The sequence below is a fragment of the Polaromonas sp. P3_B1 genome (assembly GCF_056402935.1).
Genome location: NZ_JBFUGK010000011.1, coordinates 1 through 21,298 on the forward strand (window position 1 = coordinate 1; position 21,298 = coordinate 21,298).

General features: G+C 63.1%; 22 protein-coding genes. 10 read left to right on the plus strand and 12 right to left on the minus strand.

All coding sequences use genetic code 11. The features are described from left to right. The first annotated feature begins 74 nt into the window (after positions 1-74). The gene (locus tag AC1DXS_RS08220) at positions 75-887 is read left to right on the plus strand and encodes a formate/nitrite transporter family protein (protein ID WP_477714549.1); all 813 of its coding nucleotides are present in this window, start codon (positions 75-77) and stop codon (positions 885-887) included. Positions 888-950: 63 nt separating this feature from the next. Further along, on the plus strand, positions 951-2,696 hold the full coding sequence (locus tag AC1DXS_RS08225; protein ID WP_477737026.1) for a bifunctional protein-serine/threonine kinase/phosphatase: 1,746 nt from the start codon (positions 951-953) through the stop codon (positions 2,694-2,696). An 8-nt stretch (positions 2,697-2,704) separates the two neighbouring features. Here AC1DXS_RS08225 and AC1DXS_RS08230 read toward each other — a convergent pair whose 3' ends face one another. Beyond that, the gene (locus AC1DXS_RS08230) at positions 2,705-3,205 is read right to left on the minus strand and encodes a hypothetical protein (protein WP_477737027.1); all 501 of its coding nucleotides are present in this window, start codon (positions 3,203-3,205) and stop codon (positions 2,705-2,707) included. Positions 3,206-3,660: 455 nt separating this feature from the next. Here AC1DXS_RS08230 and AC1DXS_RS08235 point away from each other — a divergent pair, with 455 nt between their 5' ends. Beyond that, positions 3,661-4,335 (plus strand): Crp/Fnr family transcriptional regulator, encoded by a 675-nt coding sequence (locus tag AC1DXS_RS08235; RefSeq protein WP_477737141.1) that lies wholly within the window; start codon positions 3,661-3,663, stop codon positions 4,333-4,335. Positions 4,336-4,553: 218 nt separating this feature from the next. Next, positions 4,554-4,919 (plus strand): hypothetical protein, encoded by a 366-nt coding sequence (locus AC1DXS_RS08240; protein ID WP_477737028.1) that lies wholly within the window; start codon positions 4,554-4,556, stop codon positions 4,917-4,919. Positions 4,920-5,196: 277 nt separating this feature from the next. Here AC1DXS_RS08240 and AC1DXS_RS08245 read toward each other — a convergent pair whose 3' ends face one another. Next, a complete protein-coding gene (locus AC1DXS_RS08245; RefSeq protein ID WP_477737029.1) occupies positions 5,197-6,282 on the minus strand; it encodes a Bug family tripartite tricarboxylate transporter substrate binding protein in 1,086 nt (361 codons plus the stop codon). Positions 6,283-6,741: 459 nt separating this feature from the next. After that, positions 6,742-7,197 carry an EVE domain-containing protein gene (locus AC1DXS_RS08250; RefSeq protein ID WP_477737030.1) on the minus strand — a complete coding sequence of 152 codons (456 nt, stop codon included), beginning with the start codon at positions 7,195-7,197 and terminating at the stop codon, positions 6,742-6,744. A 366-nt stretch (positions 7,198-7,563) separates the two neighbouring features. On the opposite strand from AC1DXS_RS08250, the gene AC1DXS_RS08255 reads away from it, so the two are divergent. From AC1DXS_RS08255 to AC1DXS_RS08265, 3 genes are read left to right on the plus strand one after another with little or no spacing between them, the layout of a single operon-like run. Further along, on the plus strand, positions 7,564-8,448 hold the full coding sequence (locus AC1DXS_RS08255; protein ID WP_477737031.1) for a DNA adenine methylase: 885 nt from the start codon (positions 7,564-7,566) through the stop codon (positions 8,446-8,448). Between the two features lie 30 nt (positions 8,449-8,478). After that, the gene (locus tag AC1DXS_RS08260; RefSeq protein ID WP_477737032.1) at positions 8,479-9,072 is read left to right on the plus strand and encodes a hypothetical protein; all 594 of its coding nucleotides are present in this window, start codon (positions 8,479-8,481) and stop codon (positions 9,070-9,072) included. Further along, the gene (locus tag AC1DXS_RS08265) at positions 9,069-10,235 is read left to right on the plus strand and encodes a DGQHR domain-containing protein (RefSeq protein WP_477737033.1); all 1,167 of its coding nucleotides are present in this window, start codon (positions 9,069-9,071) and stop codon (positions 10,233-10,235) included. Before AC1DXS_RS08260 ends, AC1DXS_RS08265 begins: the two co-directional genes overlap by 4 nt. Before the next feature lie 125 nt (positions 10,236-10,360). Here the strand turns inward: AC1DXS_RS08265 and AC1DXS_RS08270 are convergent, their stop codons facing one another. From AC1DXS_RS08270 to AC1DXS_RS08290, 5 genes are all read right to left on the minus strand, one after another. After that, positions 10,361-11,038 (minus strand): alpha/beta family hydrolase, encoded by a 678-nt coding sequence (locus AC1DXS_RS08270; RefSeq protein WP_477737034.1) that lies wholly within the window; start codon positions 11,036-11,038, stop codon positions 10,361-10,363. 25 nt (positions 11,039-11,063) lie between these two features. Further along, complete coding sequence (locus AC1DXS_RS08275) at positions 11,064-11,336, minus strand: YkvA family protein (RefSeq protein WP_477737035.1); 273 nt, start codon at positions 11,334-11,336, stop codon at positions 11,064-11,066. A 252-nt stretch (positions 11,337-11,588) separates the two neighbouring features. Then, positions 11,589-11,837: a hypothetical protein gene (locus AC1DXS_RS08280; protein ID WP_477737036.1), complete on the minus strand. Its 249-nt coding sequence runs from the start codon at positions 11,835-11,837 to the stop codon at positions 11,589-11,591. A gap of 45 nt (positions 11,838-11,882) precedes the next feature. Further along, complete coding sequence (locus AC1DXS_RS08285) at positions 11,883-12,092, minus strand: hypothetical protein (protein ID WP_477737037.1); 210 nt, start codon at positions 12,090-12,092, stop codon at positions 11,883-11,885. A gap of 37 nt (positions 12,093-12,129) precedes the next feature. After that, entirely contained in the window at positions 12,130-12,879 is a 750-nt protein-coding gene (locus AC1DXS_RS08290) for a 2-keto-4-pentenoate hydratase (protein WP_477737038.1), read from the minus strand. A 174-nt stretch (positions 12,880-13,053) separates the two neighbouring features. Between AC1DXS_RS08290 and AC1DXS_RS08295 the strand changes: the two genes are divergently transcribed. From AC1DXS_RS08295 to AC1DXS_RS08305, 3 genes are all read left to right on the plus strand, one after another. After that, positions 13,054-14,805, plus strand: a complete 1,752-nt coding sequence (locus AC1DXS_RS08295; RefSeq protein WP_477737039.1) for a molecular chaperone HscC — start codon at positions 13,054-13,056, stop codon at positions 14,803-14,805. Then, the gene (locus AC1DXS_RS08300) at positions 14,805-16,370 is read left to right on the plus strand and encodes a hypothetical protein (RefSeq protein ID WP_477737040.1); all 1,566 of its coding nucleotides are present in this window, start codon (positions 14,805-14,807) and stop codon (positions 16,368-16,370) included. Before AC1DXS_RS08295 ends, AC1DXS_RS08300 begins: the two co-directional genes overlap by 1 nt. Positions 16,371-16,511: 141 nt before the next feature. Next, a complete protein-coding gene (locus AC1DXS_RS08305; protein ID WP_477737041.1) occupies positions 16,512-17,699 on the plus strand; it encodes a hypothetical protein in 1,188 nt (395 codons plus the stop codon). Between the two features lie 10 nt (positions 17,700-17,709). Here the strand turns inward: AC1DXS_RS08305 and AC1DXS_RS08310 are convergent, their stop codons facing one another. From AC1DXS_RS08310 to AC1DXS_RS08325, 4 genes are all read right to left on the minus strand, one after another. Beyond that, positions 17,710-18,993, minus strand: a complete 1,284-nt coding sequence (locus AC1DXS_RS08310; RefSeq protein ID WP_477737042.1) for an amidohydrolase family protein — start codon at positions 18,991-18,993, stop codon at positions 17,710-17,712. 22 nt (positions 18,994-19,015) lie between these two features. Next, on the minus strand, positions 19,016-19,474 hold the full coding sequence (locus tag AC1DXS_RS08315) for a hypothetical protein (protein ID WP_477737043.1): 459 nt from the start codon (positions 19,472-19,474) through the stop codon (positions 19,016-19,018). A gap of 71 nt (positions 19,475-19,545) precedes the next feature. Next, the gene (locus AC1DXS_RS08320) at positions 19,546-20,280 is read right to left on the minus strand and encodes a GNAT family N-acetyltransferase (protein WP_477737044.1); all 735 of its coding nucleotides are present in this window, start codon (positions 20,278-20,280) and stop codon (positions 19,546-19,548) included. Then, entirely contained in the window at positions 20,280-21,212 is a 933-nt protein-coding gene (locus AC1DXS_RS08325) for an ABC transporter permease (protein WP_477737045.1), read from the minus strand. The genes AC1DXS_RS08320 and AC1DXS_RS08325 overlap by 1 nt, the downstream gene beginning before the upstream one ends. Positions 21,213-21,298 lie beyond the last annotated feature (86 nt).

Here is a 21,298-nt window from a genome sequence, read left to right on the forward strand (position 1 = left end):
TGGGGGCGCCTGGGGGTGGATTTTTTTTGGCCTTTTCTTTTTTAAGGCCGATAACCCAAAAACTCGAGGAACGTATGGCTTATCTAGTGCCTTCGGAATTTGTGACCAAGATGGTGGACGCGGGGGAGTCCAAAATCTTCATGTCGACGCGGGACACCGTTATCCGCGCCTATATGGCCGGCGCCATCCTGGCTTTGGCGGCCTGGTTCGCCGTCACCATCAATGTGCAGACCGGCCAGCCCCTGCTGGGCGCCGTGCTGTTCCCGGTGGGTTTTGTCATGCTCTACCTGTTCGGCTTTGACCTGCTGACCGGCGTGTTTGTGCTGTGCCCGCTGGCGCTGATCGACAAGCGCCCGGGCGTCACCCTCAAGGGCGTGCTGCGCAACTGGGGCCTGGTCTTTACCGGCAACTTTTTGGGGGCGTTCACGGTGGCCGTGATGATGGCGATTTACGTCACCAATGGCTTTTCCACAGAGCCCAGCGCGGTCGGCAAGGCCATAGGCGTGGTGGGCGAGAACCGCACCCTGGGCTACCAGAAGTACGGTGCCAACGGCATGCTCACGCTCTTCGTGCGCGGCATGCTGTGCAACTGGATGGTGTCGGCCGGTGTGGTCGGCGCGATGATCTCCACCCAGGTCAGCGGCAAGGTGATCGCGATGTGGATGCCCATCATGCTGTTTTTCTACATGGTGTTCGAGCATTCCATCGTGAACATGTTTTTGTTCCCCTCTGGCCTGCTGCTGGGCGCGCACTTCACCATCATGGACTACCTGCTCTGGAACGAAATCCCCACGGTGCTGGGCAACCTGGTGGGCGGCCTGGCCTTTACCGGCTTGACGCTGTATGCCACGCACGTTAAAACCGGACCGGCTCGTAACTTCAAATAATCCGCTTCCAAAACAAAAGCCCTCGCGCATGCAAGTTGCGCGAGGGCTTTGTCGCCACCCCCTATGTCCTCTGAACTGAAGATCTCGGCAGGCCAGTATTCGGACAAGGGCCGCAAGGAAACCAACCAGGATTTCCACGGCATCTACGTGCCGCAGGAGCCGCAGCTCAGCGCCAAGGGCATCGCCATCGCGCTGGCCGACGGCATCAGCAGCAGCGCCGTCAGCGACGTGGCCAGCCAGTACGCCGTCACCGGTTTCCTCGAAGACTATTACTGCACCTCGGAAGCCTGGTCGGTCAAGACATCGGCCGAGCGCATCCTGAGCGCCACCAACTCCTGGCTGCATGCGCAGACCCAAAAAAGCCCCTACCGCTACGACAAAGACAAGGGCTATGTGTGCACCCTGAGCGCCATGGTCATCAAGTCGACCACGGCGCATATCTTCCATGTCGGTGATTCACGCATTTACCGCCTGCGCGGCAAGGCGCTGGAGCAGTTGACCAACGACCACCGCGTGTGGATTGCCCAGGGCCAGAGCTACCTGGGCCGCGCGCTGGGCTTCAAGCCCCAGCTGGAAATCGACTACCAGACCCAGCCGGTGGAGCAGGGCGACATCTTTTTGCTGGCCACCGACGGCGTGTATGAACACGTCAGCGAGCACGACATGGCCGCCATCATCCGCGGCGGCGCCGATGCGCCCGAAGGGCTTGAGCTTGCCGCCAGGGCCATCGTCGACAAAGCCTTCCAGCGCGGCAGCGAAGACAACCTCACGGTCCAGCTCGTGCGCGTCGATGCGCTGCCCCGGCGCGAGGCCGGCGAGATGCTGCAGCAGCTCTCGGGCCTGCCGCTTCCGCCCATCCTCGAGGCCAGGGCGGTGTTTGACGGCTACACCATCGTCCGTGAAGTGCAGGGCAGCAGCCGCAGCCACATCTACCTGGCCACCGACAACGACACCGGCGCGCTGGTCATCCTCAAGACGCCCTCCATAGACCTGGGCGGCGACCCGGCCTACCTTGAGCGCTTCTTGACGGAAGAGTGGATCGCCAGGCGCATCAACAGCGCGCACGTGCTCAAGCCTTATGTGCCGACCCGAAAGCGCCACTATGTCTACGTGGCCACCGAATACATCGACGGGCAGACGCTGAGCCAGTGGATGATAGACAACCCCCGGCCCAGCCTGGAGGTGGTGCGCGGCCTGGTCGAGCAGATCGCCAAGGGCCTGCGCGCCTTCCACCGGCACGAGATGTTGCACCAGGACCTGCGGCCCGAGAACATCATGATCGACAACACCGGCACCGCCAAGATCATCGACTTCGGCGCCACCCGCGTGGCCAGCCTTGCGGAGCTTGACGGTCCCGGCGGGCGGGATGACATCCTGGGCACGGCCCAGTATTCAGCGCCCGAGTATTTTCTGGGCGAGGGCGGCACTACGCGCTCCGACATCTTCTCGCTGGGCGTCATCACCTACCAGATGCTGACCGGGCGGCTGCCCTACGGCGCCGAAGTCGCCAAAAGCCGCACGCGTGCCGCGCAAAACAAGCTGCGCTACGACTCCGCGCTGCGCGACGACCGCGAGATCCCGGCCTGGATAGACGATGTGCTGCGCAAGGCCGTGCACCCCGACCCGGCCAAACGTTATGGCGAGCTGTCTGAGTTTGTCTATGACCTGCGCCACCCCAGCCAGGCCTTTATGCACAAGACGCGCCAGCCGCTGCTGGAACGAAACCCGTTGGCGTTCTGGAAAGGGCTGTCGCTTGTATTGGCCGTGGTCATTGTGGTGATGCTGGCCCTGAAATCGACGACCGGTTAGCCTGGGTCTTAACGGCTGCCGCCGTAGTCCGCCAGCAGTCCGGGCAATGCCCGGTCGGCGATCTGCATCTGCTCGGGGCTGAACTGGGCCAGCAAGACCTGGGCGGTCGCGTCCAGCGTCGCCAGCATGTTGGAGCGCCTTTGCGCGTCGGCCAGCAGGTACTGGAAGGCATCCTTCGCATTTTGCTCATCCACGATGCGCTGGCCGGCCGGGCCGCTGGTCGCCATGTCCAGGAAGCGCCCGCGGAAGTTCTCCCAGGCCGGGCCTTGCTCGCGGGTGATCTGCAGCGCCACCCGCAGGTCAAACAGCCGGCGGCTGACCTGCTCCCAGCGCGACTGCACGCGCGGCGCCTGTGGGCCTTCCGCCTGGGCCTCGCCGGGGCGATGGGCGCGCGCCCCCCCGGTGTTGTACGGGCCCCCGGTGCTGTATTGGGCATGGCTGGCGCAAGCCAGGCCCGCCAGCAGCAGGGCTGCAGCGCCCGCTCGCCAGTGTGCCGATGAAATATGCATGTCCTCTTCCTGTGGTTCACGCGCGGCTTGCGCGCCCCGCCTATTTCAAGACGCTTGCGCGTCCGGCAGGTAGTGCTTCGGTAAAGGCAGAGTAAACCACAGCCGCCTGGAGGCGGACGGCTTCGCTTTGCGCGCCGTGCCGTTCAAGAACCCGGTGCCGGCGCCGCATGCGTCCAGGCGTGTCAACGGCCCCAGCACCTGCGCCTACACCGGGAGGCGATGAAACCGTTCCCGCCCCTGTGCGCTGCCGCACATACACCCCGGTGAGCGCTTCGTATGCTGGAACCAGGGCTTATTCAGCGGCATACCGTCAGCCGCTAAAGACAGGCCCGTCACCTGGTTCCCCATTGCCCATTTCTCTGCCTAAAACCAAAAAGCCCACCGCCTCCTCCGCGCACCCGAAGGCCGTGGTCCCCAGCTCGAGTGAAATCAAGCTCAACCGCCTGCTCGCCGCGTTGCCCGACGAAGAACTCAAACGCTGGCTGCCGCACCTGGAACGCTTCGACCTGCCGCTGGGCCGGGTGCTCTACGAGTCCGGCACGACCGAGCACTACGTGTACTTTCCGTCCTCGGCCATCGTGTCGCTGCTCTACGTCATGAAAAACGGCGACTCGGCCGAGATCGCCGTGGTCGGCAACGAAGGCCTGGTCGGTATCTCGCTGTTCCTGGGCGGCAATGCCACGCCCAGTCGCGCCATGGTGCAAAGCGCGGGCACGGGGTTTCGCATGAAGGCGCAGTTCATGAAGGACGAGTTCGACAAGTCGGGCCCCGTCACGCATCTGCTGCTGCGCTACACCCAGGCGCTGATCACGCAGATGTCGCAAACGGCGGTCTGCAACCGGCACCATTCGCTGGACGAACAGCTGTGCCGCTGGCTGCTGCTGAGCCTGGACCGGCTGCCCGGCAATGAGCTCGTGATGACCCAGGAACTGATCGCCAACATGCTGGGCGTGCGCCGCGTCGGCGTCACCGAAGCGGCGCTCAAGGTGCAAGACGCCGGGTTGATCAGCTACACGCGCGGCCGTATCAAGGTGCTGGACCGCCTCGGCCTGGAAAAGCGCTCCTGCGAGTGCTACCAGGTCGTCAAGGACGAATACGACCGCCTGCTGCCCATGCAGATGGCGGCGTAAAAGGCCGCTATCCAGGCCATCCAGGGGGTTTCGGGACGTTGATGTGGCGCCCCGTCCTACGGTGGTGTGGCTTTTATGCGGCTAAGTCCGCCAGCGGACCGACGGTGGCTTGCCCAGCTTCTATAAACGGACCAAGGCCATAGCGACCGAGCCTCGGCCGCGTGTGCGTTTGACCGTCGCCGCAGCGCCCTGCGGCTTAGATTTGTGGAGGTGAGCGCATGAAGCGACCAACACCCTTGCCCGGCACCAAGGTGGGCAAAGCCTTTGGCTTCGTCAACCTGAACCTCCTGTTTGAATCCCGTGGCCCCGCAGCTGCCACACCCATGGCTGAAGTTCACAAGCTGCAGCCTTCGCCTCGGGCCCTTCCGCAGAACCCACCCGACCAACGGCAGGCCCTGACGGAAGATTGGGACATCATGTTCCGCGCCATCCAGGTGCGGCTTGTGAAGGCGGTCGGCGACCGCCTCGACGCGGCGCCCGCGCCGGCACCGGACGACGCGGCCGGCCGTGTGCAGGTCTGCGTGCTGGAGTGCGTCACGGCCATGGCCCAGCTGCATGCGGCGCTGAAGCAACAGCGCGGCTAGGGCCTGTTAACACTGTGTTGGCAAGATGCGTTGCGAGTCAAAAAGGCCTTGAGCAAGGCGCAAAACGCAGGCGGGGTRRACCCCGTCAAGGCTTTGCAACGCCGCGCAAGGCCTTTTTGATCGCAACCCGAAGGGAATGGGGTRAAAACGGCGCCACTCKGCGTTGCACTCCTAGCCCAGACACCCGGCCTGGGCGTCGTCGCGCGCCTTGATTGGCGCCGTTTTCACCCCATTCGCATTTGCAAACACAGTGTTAACAGGCCCTAGGCAGGGCCGCTCAGCTGTCGGCGCGTATGCCCCGCAGCATGATGATGCCGCCCAGGTTGCGCGTATCGGCGCGCATGCGCGTGCGCAGGCCCTCGGCCGTGGAGGGCGCGGGCTGCCAGCCCACCGTGATCAGCCGCTGGCGCGTCTCGCTGGCCCTGAGCACGTCGATCACCGCCGCGCCCAGCTTCTCGCGAATCGCGGCCGGCAGCGAGGCCGGACCGGCCAGCGCGGTGAAGAGTTCCATGTCCGCGCCCATGATGCCGACTTCGCGCATGGTCGGCAGCTCCGGCACCAGCATGCTGCGCGCCTCCGAGGTCACGCCTATGACTTTCATCTTGCCGGCCTTCACCTGCTGCATCGCCAGGCCCGGCGGCAGCAGCGCCGCCTGCAGCTGGCCGCCCAGCATGGCCGTGATGATCTGCGGGTTGCCGGGGTAGGGCACGTGCATCACGCCCAGGCCGCCGCTGCGGCTCTTGATCAGTTCCATGCCCAGGTGGCCCGGCGTGCCCGCGCCCGGCGAGCCGTAGTTGGCCTTGTCGCCCTGGTTGCGCAGCCAGGTCAGCCACTCCTGCGGCGTGGCGCCCTGGGCGAAGTTGCTCACCACCATCACCATGGGTGTCGTGCCTATCAGCGCGATCGGTGCCAAATCAACAGCCGGGTCGTAAGGCGCCATCGGGTTCAGCAGCTTGGCAATCGTCAGCTGGCTGTTGTTCATCACGCCGAAGGTGTGCAGGTCGGTCGCCTTGGCCACCTGGTCGGCGGCGATCGTGCCCGAAGCGCCGGGCTTGTTCTCCACAATCACCGGCTGACCCAGCGTCTTGGACAGCTGCTCGCTGATGGAGCGCGCCGACAAGTCCTGCACCGAGCCCGGCGGGAAACCGATCAGCAGGCGTATCGGCTTGGTCGGCCACTCGATGGCCACAGGTGCCGCCGCGACGGCAGGGCGCGCGGCCGCCGGCTTGGCGACCGCGAGCTTGCCGCTGGCCGCGTTGCCTTGAGAGGAGGGGGGGTTGGCCTGGCCAAAGGCCGCCGGCGATGCCGCCGCCAGCAAAGCCGCCTGCACCACCAGTGCGCGCCGTGAAAGAAGTCGTGTCATGAGAAGCCCTCTGTTGGAGTGAAGAAAAAACCGCCATGGGACTCAGGACAAGTGAGGCGGCATGYCGATCCCCGGCATGCCRCCTGGCCATGCCCGCAGCCAGTGCTGCGGGCAGTTCACCGCTCCCCCTCTTGTTGTCCCGCCCCTGTTTGTCCAAATCATTGTGTTGAGCGGCCCGTGCAACGGTCAACCTGTCAGGGCTGACAGGGTTGGGGGACACAGAAGGCGGGGAGTGGGCATGCGCGGGCGCCAGGAGACGCTACGCATGCAGACGAAATGCCGGCGCTGACGGCACCGGTTGCCGGTGTCAGGAATGACAGTGACGAATTGGGCGGCGGCCGCGCTGTTGTGTGTTTGTCACGCGGCTCAGGGGATTGGGCGGCATTGGTTTTTTGCACCCTCAACCATTGGTATGCGCCGTGCCCGGGCGCAGAGAACCAAAGGCTTAGCGCCTGCTATCTATCGCCCGACAATTGCCTTCCAGTGCCTGGGCTCCACCGGCGTGATCGACAGCCGGTTGCCCTTGCGCAGGATGACCAGGTCTTCAAGCTCAGGCCGCGCACGCAACTCGGGCAAGGTGATGTTGGGAATCTTCTTCGTCACCTGCACATCGACCAGCAGCCAGCGCGGCTCCTCGCGCTTGGACTTGGCGTCGTAGTAGGGCGACTTGGGGTCGAACTGCGTAGGGTCAGGATAAGCCGTGGACGCCACACGCGCGATGCCGACAATACCGGGCTCGGCACAACTCGAGTGGTAGAACAGCACGCCATCCCCGACCTTCATCCCGTCACGCATGAAGTTGCGCGCCTGGTAGTTGCGCACGCCGACCCAGGGGACTGTTGAGTTCTTGGCCGCGAGTGCGTCGTCGACGGAGCACTCTTCGGGTTCGGATTTCATGAGCCAGTAGCTTGTCATGGTTTGCCTAGTTGCGTAATTTTGAAGAGGGGTTTAGCTTAGCGGGCAAAGAACGCAAAGAAAAGGACTTATGGCGGTCAGCAGCGTGTGGGGACACGGCTGTCTTGATGACGTGACTCCATGACCTGGAGCGAATCCGTAACGGTTCCCTGGAGGAATTTGCTCGGTGGATTTCTTCAGTTGACTAGACCGGGGATATCATACGAACGATGAGTGGTGGCCATAGAGGGGATTTGTTAGCCCCGCCTGGGTTGAAAGCCCCATATGGCAGGAGTTGCCGTGTGCAAAACAACACAAATGATGAGGGATGAGGAATGCCAACTGCTTTTAGCCTAGAGCTGTGTATGGTGTGCGGAGACCACTCGCATGTCTAAGCTACAACGTCCATCTAGATCCAAAGACGATAGCGTAATAAATGCTACTCGATTGACAGCAGAAGAGGATGACAGTGCACCAATCATTGTTCCATTTCTTAAGTGGGCGGGTGGGAAACGTTGGATTGCTCGCCGTCTTCGCGAGCTAATCGGGGAAGTTAAGGGCACATATATCGAGCCGTTTCTTGGTAGTGGGGCGGTGTTCTTTGCGGTCCAACCTGCGGTCGCAGTTCTCGCTGATCGCAATCGTGAACTCATCAGTACTTATCGAGCATTGCAAACGCAACGCTGCGCAGTTGAACGATATTTATCTGAGCACCAGGCACTTCATGACAAGGATCACTACTATCGCGTTAGAGACACAATACCGACCACATTTGCAAAGAGAGCCGCTCGAGTAATCTATCTCAATCGTACTTGTTGGAATGGGTTGTATCGAGTGAATCTCGATGGACGCTTCAATGTTCCTATTGGTACAAAGAACACAGTCTTGATGGATACCGACGATTTTCAGGCAGTGTCAAATGCATTGCAGGCCGCGACTATCACGCATTCTGACTTCGCTGATGTGGTCGCTGAAGCTGGTCTAGGAGATGTGGTTTTTTGCGATCCGCCTTATACCGTTCGGCACAATCACAATGGATTTGTGAAGTACAACGAAGAGCTTTTTTCCTGGTCAGATCAGGTGAGATTACGGGATGCCCTTCGGATCGCGAGAGATCGAGGTGCCCGAGTATTCATCACCAACGCCAACCACGAATCAATTCGTGAACTCTATCAAAGTGATTTTGATATTCGAGAGTTTGAGCGGTATAGCTCAATCGGCGGCACGAACGCAGTGAGGGGTAATTACTCCGAACTGTTGATCACAGGCTAACGAGCTATGGGACACAGACCTATCGGAAAGGTGAGGCGCTGGTTCAGTTCTGCCCCATTGATTGGTCCACTTTTCGCTTGTCGAAAAGAAGACTACTTCTCTGCAACAAGAGAGTTCATCATTATTGTTGCATTTGCTACTGCAACATTTTGGCTCTCGGCTTTGTTTCTGGTGATCCTCGACTCTCACAGTGCTCTGACCTATCCGCAGGTTTTTGAGTTGACTATTAAGGAAGGTCAACTTTTTATATTTGCTACGGCATTGCTAGGGCCAATTTTGGTGTTTGCGACAGAGGACCCACCGAATGCAAGACCATTTCCAGCGCGGACTTGGATCATCCTTGCATTGGTACTTTTAGGGATCGTCTGTTCTGGAAGCTATGCCTTCATCCGAGGAGCCGGTGCGATGGTCACAAACGCTCCGATTCCTTTGAACCAAAAGTTCTTGGCGAATGCTGCTATCTGGTGCGCTTTGGTTGCTGCATTCTTTCGGTACCTCGCAATCCTTTACAACAAGTATCGAATGCGGCCAGAGGAAGTTAAAGATTCGGAGAAAAATTTTGTTGGCGCGTTCGCGCAACGCCACAACGCAGACGGGGCAGCCAACTTGGAGAATCCACAATGAAGCAATTGGCGACGATAGATCAGCCGTATGAGCTTCCTTTGGATTGCATTAGGGTGTCCCAGCCCATTGGTGATTTTTATATTGCCTCGGTCCCGTGGAAAAGACTTCGCGAAATAACTTTTGCCGATGTTCGCCGATTGGAAAAAGAGGCTCGCGACGTCGAAACTTACCTAGGCATTCAGAGGCCTCTCAATACTAAGCGAGTGGCAGAAATTGGCGAGTACGTAAACACGGCCGACGCATGTTTCCCTACGTCCGTGATTCTCGCTGTCGATGCCCACTGCGTAAGATATGACGAAGCCGCAAGAAAAATTATCTTGACTAATTACTACGACCAATCGACGCCGGATTTGAATAGGTCAAGGTTGCAGATCGCCAAAGTTCTTGATGGCCAACATCGAATTGAGGGGCTTGGGGCGTTGCCACCAGATGCGTCATTTGATATCAATGTATCTATTTTTGTAGACATGGATATCGAGAATCAAGCGTATGTTTTTTCGACTGTTAATTTGGCGCAGACCAAGGTTAGCAAGAGTTTGGTGTATGACCTGTATGAATATGCCCGATCAAGAAGCCCACAAAAAACATGTCACAACGTAGCCGTGGCATTGGATAGTTTGAAAACGAGTCCTTTTAGGGGCAAGATCAAGCGACTTGGCGTTGCAACAGAGGGACGGTTTGGAGAAACACTCACTCAGGCTACTGTCGTGGAAAATTTGTTGGGGTATATCACGACGAGTGCAGTTAAAGATCGTGATGCATTCTTACGCGGAAAAAAGCTAAACCGCGCTTCGGCTGCCGAACTGGATGTCACCCCTTTTCGCAATCTATTTCTCGATGAAAAAGACTTGGATATTGCCGATATCGTTCTTTACTATTTCTCTGCAATCAGCGAGCGTTGGCCCGAAGCGTGGGTTTCTTCGACGCGCGGTTGGATGCTGAATCGCACCAACGGATTCAGAGCGTTTATGAGATTTTTGCGACCCGCTTATCGTTCCCTGGTATCGCCTGGTCAAGTGCCGTCACAAGAGGCTTTCTACGAACTACTAAGAAAAATTTCATTGAGAGATGACGAGTTCACCGTGGATAATTTTGAGCCTGGAACCGGCGGTGAGACCAAGCTTTTCAGACGTTTGCTGGAAGAATCTGGGGTTGGCAATTGAAGCTGTAGTTCTACAGCTTGGCGGCGCACCAAAGCCACGGTTGCGGGCGGCAGATATCGCGCCAAAACTTAGGGACCCAGGGCGGCTCTACTGGACATCAGGGAACTGATAACCCTGCTGCGCCGCTAGCGCTTCGCCATCCACGCAGCCATGGTGTCCAGCAGTTCCTCGCGCACCTGCGCGTCGGTACGGCCTGAACGCACCAACACATGGAAGGCGTGGTCGGCGCCATCCACGATATGCAGGCTGGCCTTTTTGCCGAGGCCCGCCGTGGTCTGCGTGACCAGGTCCTGGTCGGCGAGGGCATCGCGCGTGCCTTGCAGGAAGAGCATGGGCAGTTGGACCTCGTTCAGGTGCGCAGCGCGTTCGGTGGAAGGTTTGCCGGCCGGGTGCAGTGGAAAGCCCACCAGCACAATGCCCTTCACGCCGGGCAAGGGCTCGGCCGCTTGCGCCTGCGTGCTCATGCGCCCGCCGTAGGATTTTCCGCCGGCAAACAGCGGCACACCAACAGGCATGTGCCGCGCCGTTTCAGCGACCGCCGCCCGGATCGCCGCATGCGCCACGGCGGGGGCGTCCGGGCGTTTTGAGCCTTGTTCCATGAACGGAAAGTTGAAGCGCAAGCTGGCGATGCCGCGTTCCGCGAGGCCCTGGGCGATGGCCGCCATGAAGGCGTGGTCCATGCTCGCGCCGGCGCCGTGGGCAAACACATAACAAGCCTCAGCGCTAGCCGGCGTCTGCAGCAGACCGGAAATGGTTGCGCCGGAGGGGAGGGCAATCGTCAGTGAAGTGGGGCGTGTCGACATCAAGGGGGAGCGTGCGGGGTGGCATTCATTCCTGGGGTTTTACCGCAGGGTCGGCGATCCCGGGCGGCAGGCGGTTCAACAGCCAGCGGATCGCCAGGGGGACCAGTACCAGGTCATCGACAATGCCGATGACGGGCAGGACGTCGGGGATGAGATCAATCGGTGAGAACAGGTAGAGCGCAATCGCCGCGGTACCCCATTTCAGCCAGGCGGGTGCTTGGGGGTGGCGCAGGGCCGTCCACAGCCGCCGTGCATCGCCGCGTATCAGTACCCAGAGCAAAGTCAGGCGTTTGAACATGAAAACTCCTTGGCTGAAGGTGCAAGCCCGGCGGGCCGCTGGCATCCAGATGGTGCTGCTGGCCTGGGCTGCAAGGGCCCTGACAGGGCGTTACATTCGCGGCGGCGTGCGACTTGTTCTTTCTTGCTCCTTACCCCTTTGGGGGAAGGTTGGGATGGAGGCCCGCGGCGTTTGATGACACCGCAGCTTTGGATTGGAGGCCGGTAGCCCCCATCCCTGCCTTCCCCCAGCGGGGGAAGGAGTGAGAGGAAGTCAGTGCGCCAGATCGGCCACCAGCTTGTTGGCCGCCTGGACAGCCTCGTCGCGTGTGGGCCAGGTCCTCTCGTCGTTGTCGTGCAGGGGCGGCAGCGACTCAATATGCACCACATCGATGTACCAGGGACCGTCGGGGAGATGGCACAGCCTGGCCATGTAGTGCCTGCCGTTCGCGACGCCGGGGACGTATTCCTCGATCGGTTCCGGTTCTTCGGCTTCTTCGGCTTCTTCTGGTTCTGGGTTCATCGGGTTTCTTTCTTTCCAAATCCTGATTATCCGCAAAGGGTGCGGCTAATCCTTGAGATCCACCTTGAGCGCCGCGAGCTTTTTGGCATAAGCGTCCCGGCGTTTGGCGGCTTTCTCCGCGGTCTCGACGGCCATCTGGATCGCCTTGGGGCCTTTGGCTGCAACGGTTTTGATCAAGCCGAATTTGTAGGCGGCCTCTGCCTCCGCCTTCTTGTAAGTGGCGATCAGCTCGGCGTGGGCAATGGATGAATTCACGGAATATCCCTTTATTGGCTCAGCAGGCTGGCTGCACCTAAGCTTCAAAACGCAACTCTACCGCGCCGGCTCCCGCTATGTCACCGCGCACGGGCACGTCCATGGGTGCGTTCAGCAGGCCGGTACAGGACCCGGTGGTCACGATCTGGCCTGCACTAAGCGGCTGGCCGCGTTCGGCACAGTGCAGCGCCAGCCACGACAGCAGGCGCCAGACCTCTTGCGCCGGATTTCCGCCATGGGTGTGGGCCGCCGATGCCGCACCAAAACTCAGGTGCGCCTCCAGCGTGCGCAAGTCAACATGCGCAGGCCTTAACGCCGACGGGCTGCCCAGCACCAGCGCGCCGTGGCATTGCAGGTCGGCCAGTTGGGCCAGCGGGTCGGCGATGTGCCCATCGGCCAGCCGGCTTTCGACGACCTCCATCACCGGCAGCACCGCGTCAAAGGCTTGGGCCAGTTCGGCGGGTGCCAGCAATTTTCCCTTGGGGTCCAGGTCACGGCCCAGCCGGAAGGCGACTTCCACCTCGACACAGCGCCATCGCCAGGCGGGGCCTCGGAGCGTGACGCCCGAGGCGTGGAGGCCCGAGGCGGGCAGCGGTGCGCAATGCGGCTCGGCCTGCGGGCCTTTGGCGCCTACCTTCCAGCCGGCGATGGGGCCAATGGCTGCAAGCGTGGCATCCTGGATGGCGTAGGCGCCGGCGCGGTCGGTGGGGACGATGTTGCGCCAGCGCACGGCGGGGCCGCCGGTTCGGGTGGCGACCAGTTGTTGCGCGGCTTGTTGGGGAGTCATGCGGATCGCGGCCTGGTTTTCTTCAAGGTCAAAGTGGCGTTTTGCATTTTTACCTTGAAATTCATGCTCCGGGCTGCTCACGGAAGCAGCGCCGTCCGCGACGGTGAGCTGTCTTACTCTCATCAACACACTCGGTTACCATGCTTTCCTATAAAACCGGAGGAGGGCGGGCAGATGATCGTCGGCATCGATTTGGGGACAACGAACAGCCTGGTGGCGGTGTGGCGCAATGGTCGGCCTGAGCTGATCCCCAACGCCCTGGGCGAGGTGCTCACGCCCTCGTGCGTCAGCCTCGATGAGGACGGCTCGGTGCTGGTGGGCAAGGCGGCGCTGGAGCGCGCGCAGACCCATCCGGAGCGGACGGCGCGGACCTTCAAGCGCTACATGGGCAGCGACAAGGTCGTGAACCTGGGCCCGCGGGCTTTCCGCGCCGAGGAGCTGTCGGCGCTGGTGCTGAAGTCGCTCAAGGCCGACGCGGAAGCCGCGCTCGGCGAAGAGGTGACCGAGGCCATCATCACCGTGCCGGCCTATTTCTCGGACGCGCAGCGCAAGGCCACGCGCGCCGCGGGCCAGATGGCCGGCCTCAAGGTGGACCGCCTGGTCAACGAACCCACGGCCGCGGCGCTGGCCTATGGCATCCACCAGCTGGGCGCGGAAACGCGCTTCCTGGTGTTCGACCTGGGTGGCGGGACTTTCGACGTGTCCATCCTGGAGATGTTCGAGGGCGTGATGGAGGTGCGCGCCTCGGCAGGCGACAACTTCCTGGGCGGCGAGGACTTCGTCAGCGCGCTGGTGGACCATTTCTTCAAGCACAAGGATCTGCCGGCCGGCCTCAGGCGCGACGCCGGCTTCATGTCGCGGCTGCAGGCCCAGGCGGAGGCGGCCAAGCGCGCGCTCAGCCTGCGGCCCACGGCCACTATGTCCGCCACCTTCATGGCGCTGGACGGTGAGCGCGAGTACCACATGGACGTGGACGAAGCCTTGCTGGCCGAGGCCTGCGCGCCCTTGCTCAGGCGCTTGCGCGCACCGGTGGAGCGGGCCTTGCGCGACGCCAACCTGCGCAGCGGCGACCTGGAGGCCATCGTGCTGGCGGGCGGCGCCACGCGCATGCCCATCATTCGCAAGCTGGTGACCAGCCTGTTCGGCCGCTTCCCGGCGATAGACCACAACCCGGATGAAGTCGTTGCGCTGGGCGCGGCGGTGCAGGCCGGGCTCAAGGCCAGGGACGCCGCGCTGGACGAGGTCGTCATGACCGACGTGTCGCCGTATTCGCTGGGCGTCGCGATCAGCAAGCGCATCTCGGCCACGGCGTCGACGCATGGGCACTTCGACCCGATCATCGAGCGCAACAGCCCGGTGCCGATCAGCCGGGTCAAGAGCTACGTGCCCACCAACGAAAACCAGTCGACCGTGTCGCTGCACATCTTCCAGGGCGAGTCGCGCATGGCCGCGGACAACGTTCACCTGGGGAACCTGGAGATCCGGCTGCCGCCGCTTCCCCAGGAGGATTGCGCGGTGGAGGTGCGCTTCACCTACGACGTCAACGGCCTGCTGCAGGTGGAGGCGACCATCCTCAAGACCCAGGACAAGTTCAGCGTGGTGATCGAGGGCAACCCCGGCCTCCTGACCGAGCAGGAGATTGCCGACCGGCTCAAGGCCCTGGCCGGGCTGAAGATCCACCCGCGCGACCAGATGGACAACCGCACGCTGCTGGCGCGTGCCGAGCGCATCTACCAGCAGTTGCGCGGCGAGGCGCGCGAGTGGCTGGCCGGCCGCATCGTCGGCTTCGAGGCGGCGCTGGCCACCCAGGACAAGCGCGCCATCGCGCCGGTGCACAAGGCCCTGCAGAAGGCGCTGGACGACATCGAAAGCGACGACAGGCTTTTTGACGTGAGCGCGCAGGATGCGGCGCAGGACTCGGACTGATGGACGCGCCGGCCCTGTTCGCGCGGCTGCAGCTGCGCCCCGACGCGGACGAGCGTGACGTGCGCCGCGCCTACGCGCGCGAACTGAAGCAGATCGACCCTGAAACCCAGCCCGGCGCCTTCCAGGTATTGCGCGAGACCTACGACCAGCTGCTGTGGTGGCTGCAGCGGCAGAAGGCGGAAAAGCAATTGGAGGAGGAAGGCCGGCAGGCGGAACAGGCCACGGCCGGCCCGGCGCCCGCCGATGCGCCAGCGGCCGCCATGCCGGAAGAAGCACCGCCTCCCGGGCCGGCCGCCACCGCGCAGCCGGCCAGCCCTGAGAGCCCTGAAATGCTGGGCCGCGAAGTGCTGGGGCTGCTGATCGGGCAACTGCAGGCACAGGCCTGGAAAACCGGCGACGACGCCGAAGACGCGCTGGTGCGCTTGCTGGACGATGAACGCCTTATCAATGTGGACGCGCGCCGCTATTTTGAGTGGGGCGTGGCGCAGATACTGGCCGACGGCTGGCGGCCGGGCCATGAACTCCTGTTCGCGCCGGCCACGGAGGTCTTTGGCTGGGATGCCGACCGCAGCCGCCTGCTCCAGTTCGGCCGGGCCGGGCATATCGTGGACGCGGCCATCGAGGAGATGGCGCTGTTCGACACCCAGGAGTGGCAGGCTCGCGGGCAGCAGAAAGAGGTCATCCGGCGCACGCGCAGCCCGGAGCCGCTGTCAACGAGGCATCTCCTCGCCTACCTGCCGGGCGCGGAAATGGTCTTTGGCCATTTCCCGAACTGGTTGCACATCATTGCGAGTCCTGCCGCGCTGGCGCAGTGGCGGCAATGGCACCAGGAAACACCCGCCTGGCGGCGAAAGCTGGTATCACTCACCGGCTCCCGCAAGCTCAAGCCGCCGGCCGGCCCGGAGCAAAAAAGGGCCACCCGGGTCAGCCTCGGGTTCGCGGTCATTTTTTTACTGCTGATAGTCATGGGCGTGGTGACCGGGATTTCGAATCCCCCGCCCCCTGCGCCGGCCAGGACGAGCTCCCAAAACTTCAACCCGCCACGCCTGGGCGGTACCCTGCCGCAATCCGTGCCGGCCAGGGGGCCGTTGGACAAGCAGTCCGCGACGGCGCCTTTGCCCCAGGGTATCAAGGCGGACGCCGACCCGGCCCAGGCGCGCATCGACGCCGCCTTCTTCGCCAAAAAACGCCCGAATGCCGAGTTGTGCCTGGATGCCTCGGACCTGGCGCGCATGAACCCCGAGACGCACAGGCAGGGCAAGCTCGGCCAGAAGTTTGATGCCTTCGTCATGGACTGCCTGGTCAAAAAGCTGGCGGTGATGCATACCGATGCCTTCGAGCCTTCCTACCGGCGCGAGCAGGCCCGGCTCAAGGCGGAGATCCATGTGCTGGTGAGCCGGCCCTTGCAGGGATCGCCGCCCATGGAGCCTTTCCGCCGCAACACGGACATGGACATTCCGAGCTACAAGTTTGTCCCCGACAAACCCAACCCGTTTGCGACGCCTGAAGTGCCCAGGCTGGTCACCGAGCCCAGCGGCTCGGGGGTTCGGTACGAGCTCAAGTAAGGGACCGGCGATTGATCGGCTGCAACAAGGGGATGCGAATGACACGGTTCAAGGAATTTTTGACGGAGGCGCCGCCTGCGCCCTCCGCGGAAGGCACGCCATCTTCATCGCCGCGTTCACCGGCGCAATGGAAGCCCTGATATGGGTTTGCTGCTCATCCCCTTGATTGCGGCGGCATGTGTCTGGTTGGGCCTGCTGCTTGCCGCGCTGGCCTGGCTGCTTAAGCGCGTCTTCGCCCCTGGATCCGGCCGTCCGCTCTGGACCCGCGTTCTGGCGCCCATCGCCGTGGTGATGGTCCTGAGCCTTCCGCTGTGGCTAAGCGCTTTGACGGAGGAGTTCCAGTGCCGCTCGGCGGGCCTGGTGCTCAACGGCAGGGTGGAAGGCCCGGCGACGTCGGTCTATTGGCAGAGCTTCTCACCGGATCCCCATGCCTACTCGCTCGGCGTACTCCCTTCCCGGGGCCCTCTGGGCGGCCAGGCGATGACGGAGATGGTGCGGGCGCTGGCCGAAGGCCGCTTGAGTTCGATCGAGATTCCTTTTGAGCCGGTTCGATCGGGCGCCAGCGAATCGAATCGCTTGAACCAGCGGTTTTTTCTGGCGCCTGCGAGCGGCGGATTCGGCGAATGCCTGTCGCCCCAGTACTACCCGCGGAATTTGCTGCCGCCCGATACCTGTATTGCCTTTGAAACCTCGCAGGGCATCCAGAGCCGTTATGAGATGCGCGGCCAGGCGCTTGCCAGTGAGCAGGGACGCGATGCCTCCATCGTGGACCGCGAGACGGGGCAAACGATTGCGAGCCACACGTTTGTGAGGCGGGATACCGGTGAGACATTGCTCGCGGTTTTCGGACTGCGCAAACTGCGGTCCAGGAGCTGCACGCCCATCATGGGCCGCAGTGACCTGGCCACCGCACTGATTCCCCTGGTGTTTGGTTCGCAGACCGCGCCGCGGGTGGAGCTGGAGGGCCTGGCATCATTTCGCGCCAGTGCCTGGAAGGCCGTGGCGGCGCCACCCATGGGGGAGCCGGTGCCCAAAGGTGCGGACGGCATCAAGTACTGGCTGGAAAAGGGCGCCCTGCGGCAGCTGGGGCAGGCGGACCTCGATCTCTGGAATCGCGCTCGCATGCCCGCGAAGCCCTGGATTGGCGTCCCCAAGGATGCGTATCTTGTCATCGGCGAGATGCGCCTGCCCGACGGCCTGAGCGGCGGGCATGCGGTCAACTGGGTGATCGCCGAGAACGCCCGCATTCCGCCCGGACCGAGGGGGCACAGCACTTTTTACCAGGTCGGAAAGGGCTGTCTTTGGGCTGCCACGGAATGCGACAAATAAAGCCCGGGGCTCAGGCGCTTTTCTGAAGGGAAAAAGCCACCTGGGCGGGCCTGGCGGGCAGTGCAAGTGTGGCCATGGTTTCCGGTGTGCTCGCCAGGAGTTTCCCGCTCTTCCACACCTTCAAGCGATTCGCCCGCAAGCGGATCGCCTCCACCGGATCCCGCGCCTGCAGCAGCACAAAACTCGCATCGCAGCCCACGTCCAGCCCATAGCCCTGCAGGTGCATGACCTTGGCGGAATTGACCGTCACCGCGTCAAAGCACTGGCGTATGCCTTGCTGGCTGGTCATCTGCGCCACGTGCAGGCCCATGTGGGCGACTTCGAGCATGTCGGCGCTGCCCATGCCGTACCAGGGGTCCATCACGCAGTCGTGGCCGAAGGCGACGTTGACGCCGGCGGCCATCAGTTCGGGAACGCGGGTCATACCGCGGCGTTTGGGATACGTGTCGTGGCGGCCTTGCAGGGTGATGTTGATCAGGGGATTGGCGATGATGCTGACGCCGCTTTCGGCGATCAGGGGCAGCAGCTTGGAGACGTAGTAGTTGTCCATGCTGTGCATCGACGTGCAGTGGCTGCCGTTGGCGCGGCCCTGCAGGCCCAGGCGCTGGGTTTCATACGCCAGGGTTTCGATGTGGCGCGACAGCGGGTCGTCGGACTCGTCGCAGTGCATGTCGACCAGCAGGCCGCGTTCGGCGGCGATCTCGCAGAGCAGCCTGACGCTGGCGGCGCCGTCGGCCATGGTGCGTTCAAAGTGCGGGATACCGCCGACCACGTCTACGCCTTTGGCTAGCGCGCGTTTGAGGTTCTCCACGCCGCCCTGGCTGCGCAGCACGCCGTCTTGCGGGAAGGCGACGAGCTGCAGGTCGATGTAGGGTGCGACCTGTTTTTTGACCTCCAGCAGCGCATCGACCGCCAGCAGGCTGGCATCGCTGGTGTCGACGTGGCTGCGGATGGCCAGCAGGCCCTTGGCGACGGCCCAGTCGCAGTAGGTGAGGGCGCGTTCGATGATGGCCTCGGCCTTGAGCAGCGGTTTGAGTTCACCCCACAGCGCGATGCCTTCGAGCAGCGTGCCGCTTTCATTGACGCGCGGCAGGCCGTAGCTCAGCGTGGCGTCCATGTGGAAGTGGGGGTCGACGAAGGGCGGGCTGAGCAGGTAGCCGCTGGCGTCTACCGTTTCCTTGGCCGTTGCCTGCAGGCCGGCTTCGACGGCGGTGATCTTGCCGTTTTGCACGGCGATGGACATGTTGCTGCGGCCGTCGGGCAGGCTGGCGTGGGTGATGAGGAGGTCGAGCATGGCGTGGGCCTTGTGTGGGGTGTCAGCGGGCGCGCTGTGCGCGGTAGCGGTACTGGCCGTTGGCCGGGCCGACTTCGATGGTGATGCGGCGCAGCTTGTCGTCATGCCCCGAGGCGGCGCGCGCCGTGAGCACGATGCCGCTCGGCGTTGCGCGGCAAGTGAGGCCGCTGAGCGCGATCTCCGAGTGGTCGTTGTTCATCTCCGTGATCCCCACCGTGTGCTCGGCATGCAGGCTGCCGTTGGCGTCGCGTGTCATCCACTGAACATACAGAAAGGATTGTGCGTACTGGTCGGCGTGCAGAACGCGATAGGTTCCCTGCTTGTCTTTGCCCCACGCCCCGCACATCCGCACCCAGCTGACCGCGTCGGGTGTCTTGAAGGTGTCGTAGCTGTAGTTGCTGCCGAGTGCTTGCACATGGGCGCAGGCCAGCGCCAACAAGGCCGCCAGCAGCGCACCTGGTGGGGCGGTGGTTTTTGCCATCAGCGCTCACCTTTTCGATACGGTTTCATCCGGGCGTGGGTGACGAGGCGGTCTGGCATGGCGTGGGCCTTTCAGCTGCGATTTTGCGGGTTCGCGGCCCAGTGTGCACGAGGCAGACGGTACACACAGCAGCGGCGTTCCGGGCTGCCGGCGGGGTAGGCCCAGTGGTCGAATTCGTCCGCAGGGCTTTCCTGCATGCCCAGGCGCTGCATGACGGCGCGCGAGCGGGTGTTGCGCAGCGTCGTCATCGCGACGATCTCTTCCAGGCCCAGGGATTCGAAGCCGGCGCGCAAGGCCATACGGCCTGCCTCGCTGGCCAGGCCCAGGCCCCAGAAACGCCGCGCGAGCCGCCAGCCCACTTCCACGCAAGGGCCGAGAGGAAATTGCGGGTCGGGAATGTTGAGGCCGGTGAAGCCGGCGAATTGCGGCGCCGGCGCACCTTCGGCCAGGTAGTCCAGGGCCCAAAGCCCCCAGCCGCGCTCGCTGATCTTGCGGCTCATGCGGTCTATCCAGGCGTCGCTCTGCGCGCGGCTGAGCGGCGCCGGGAAGTAGCGCATGACCTCGGTATCGGCCGTCATGGCGGCAAAGGGGGCGCGGTCGGCGTCCGTCCAGGGGCGCAGCCGCAGGCGCGGGCTGGCCAGCAAGGCCGGTGCGATGACGGTGGCATTGCCGGGCGCCCAGGCGATGGGCTCGGCGTCCAGGCCGCCGGCCAGGGCATCGAGCAGGAGCTGGCGTTCGGCCTGTTTGCGGGCGGTTTTTTCATTGAGGAAAGCCGGGTCTGTGCTTTCTGTTTGGCGGCTGCGCATCAGCGCTCTCCCTTGCGATAAGGTTTCATCAACGCCTGAGGATACGCCGCCTTGCGCGCCACCAGCACCAGCGCGAGTATGGAGAGCAGGTAGGGCAGCATCAAATAGATTTGGTAAGGCACGTTGATCAGGCCGGAAGTTTGCAGGCGCAGCTGCAGCGCGTCAAAAAAAGCGAACAGCAGCGCGCCCAGCAAGGCCTTGCCGGGCCGCCAGGAGGCAAACACCACCAGCGCCACACACACCCAGCCGCGGCCGTTGACCATGTTAAAGAAAAAGGCGTTAAAGGCCGAGAGCGTGAGGAAGGCGCCGGCTACGCCCATCAGGGCCGAGCCGGTGACGATGGCGGCCGTGCGCGCGGCCGCGACCGAGACACCCTGGCCTTCGGCGGCCTGCGGGTTCTCGCCGACCATGCGTATCGCCAGGCCGGCCGGCGTGCGGTACAGCAGCCAGGCAACCAGCGGCACCAGGGCCAGGGCCAGCAGGGTGAGCGGGGTTTGCGCGGCCAGCACGCTTAAACCCGTGCCGTCCAGCCAGTGCATGGGCGCAAACGGCGTGACGGTGGGCGGTGTGTCGACCTTGGGGAAACTCACGCGGTAGCCGTAATAACTGAGCGAGGTCGCCAGCAGGGTGATGCCCAGGCCGGCGACGTGCTGCGACAGCGCCAGGCCGACGGTAAGGAAGGCGTGCAGCAGGCCGAATACCGCGCCGGTCAGCGCCGCCACCACCACGCCCAGCCACARCGGCGCGCCGCCATAGACAGCCAGCCAGCCGCTGAAAGCGCCCGCGACCATGATGCCCTCGATGCCGAGGTTGAGCACACCGGCGCGCTCGCAGAGCAGCACGCCCAGGGTGCCCAGGATGAGCGGCGTGGCGATGCGGAGTACGGCTATCCAGAAAGGCGCGGCCGCCAGAATATCCAGGAGATCAGACATGGCCGCTCCCCGCAAATGAACTCCCTCCCCCTCTGGGGGAGGGTAGGGGTGGGGGCCGACGGCCGTGTTGGTGTGGGCCGCCCCCA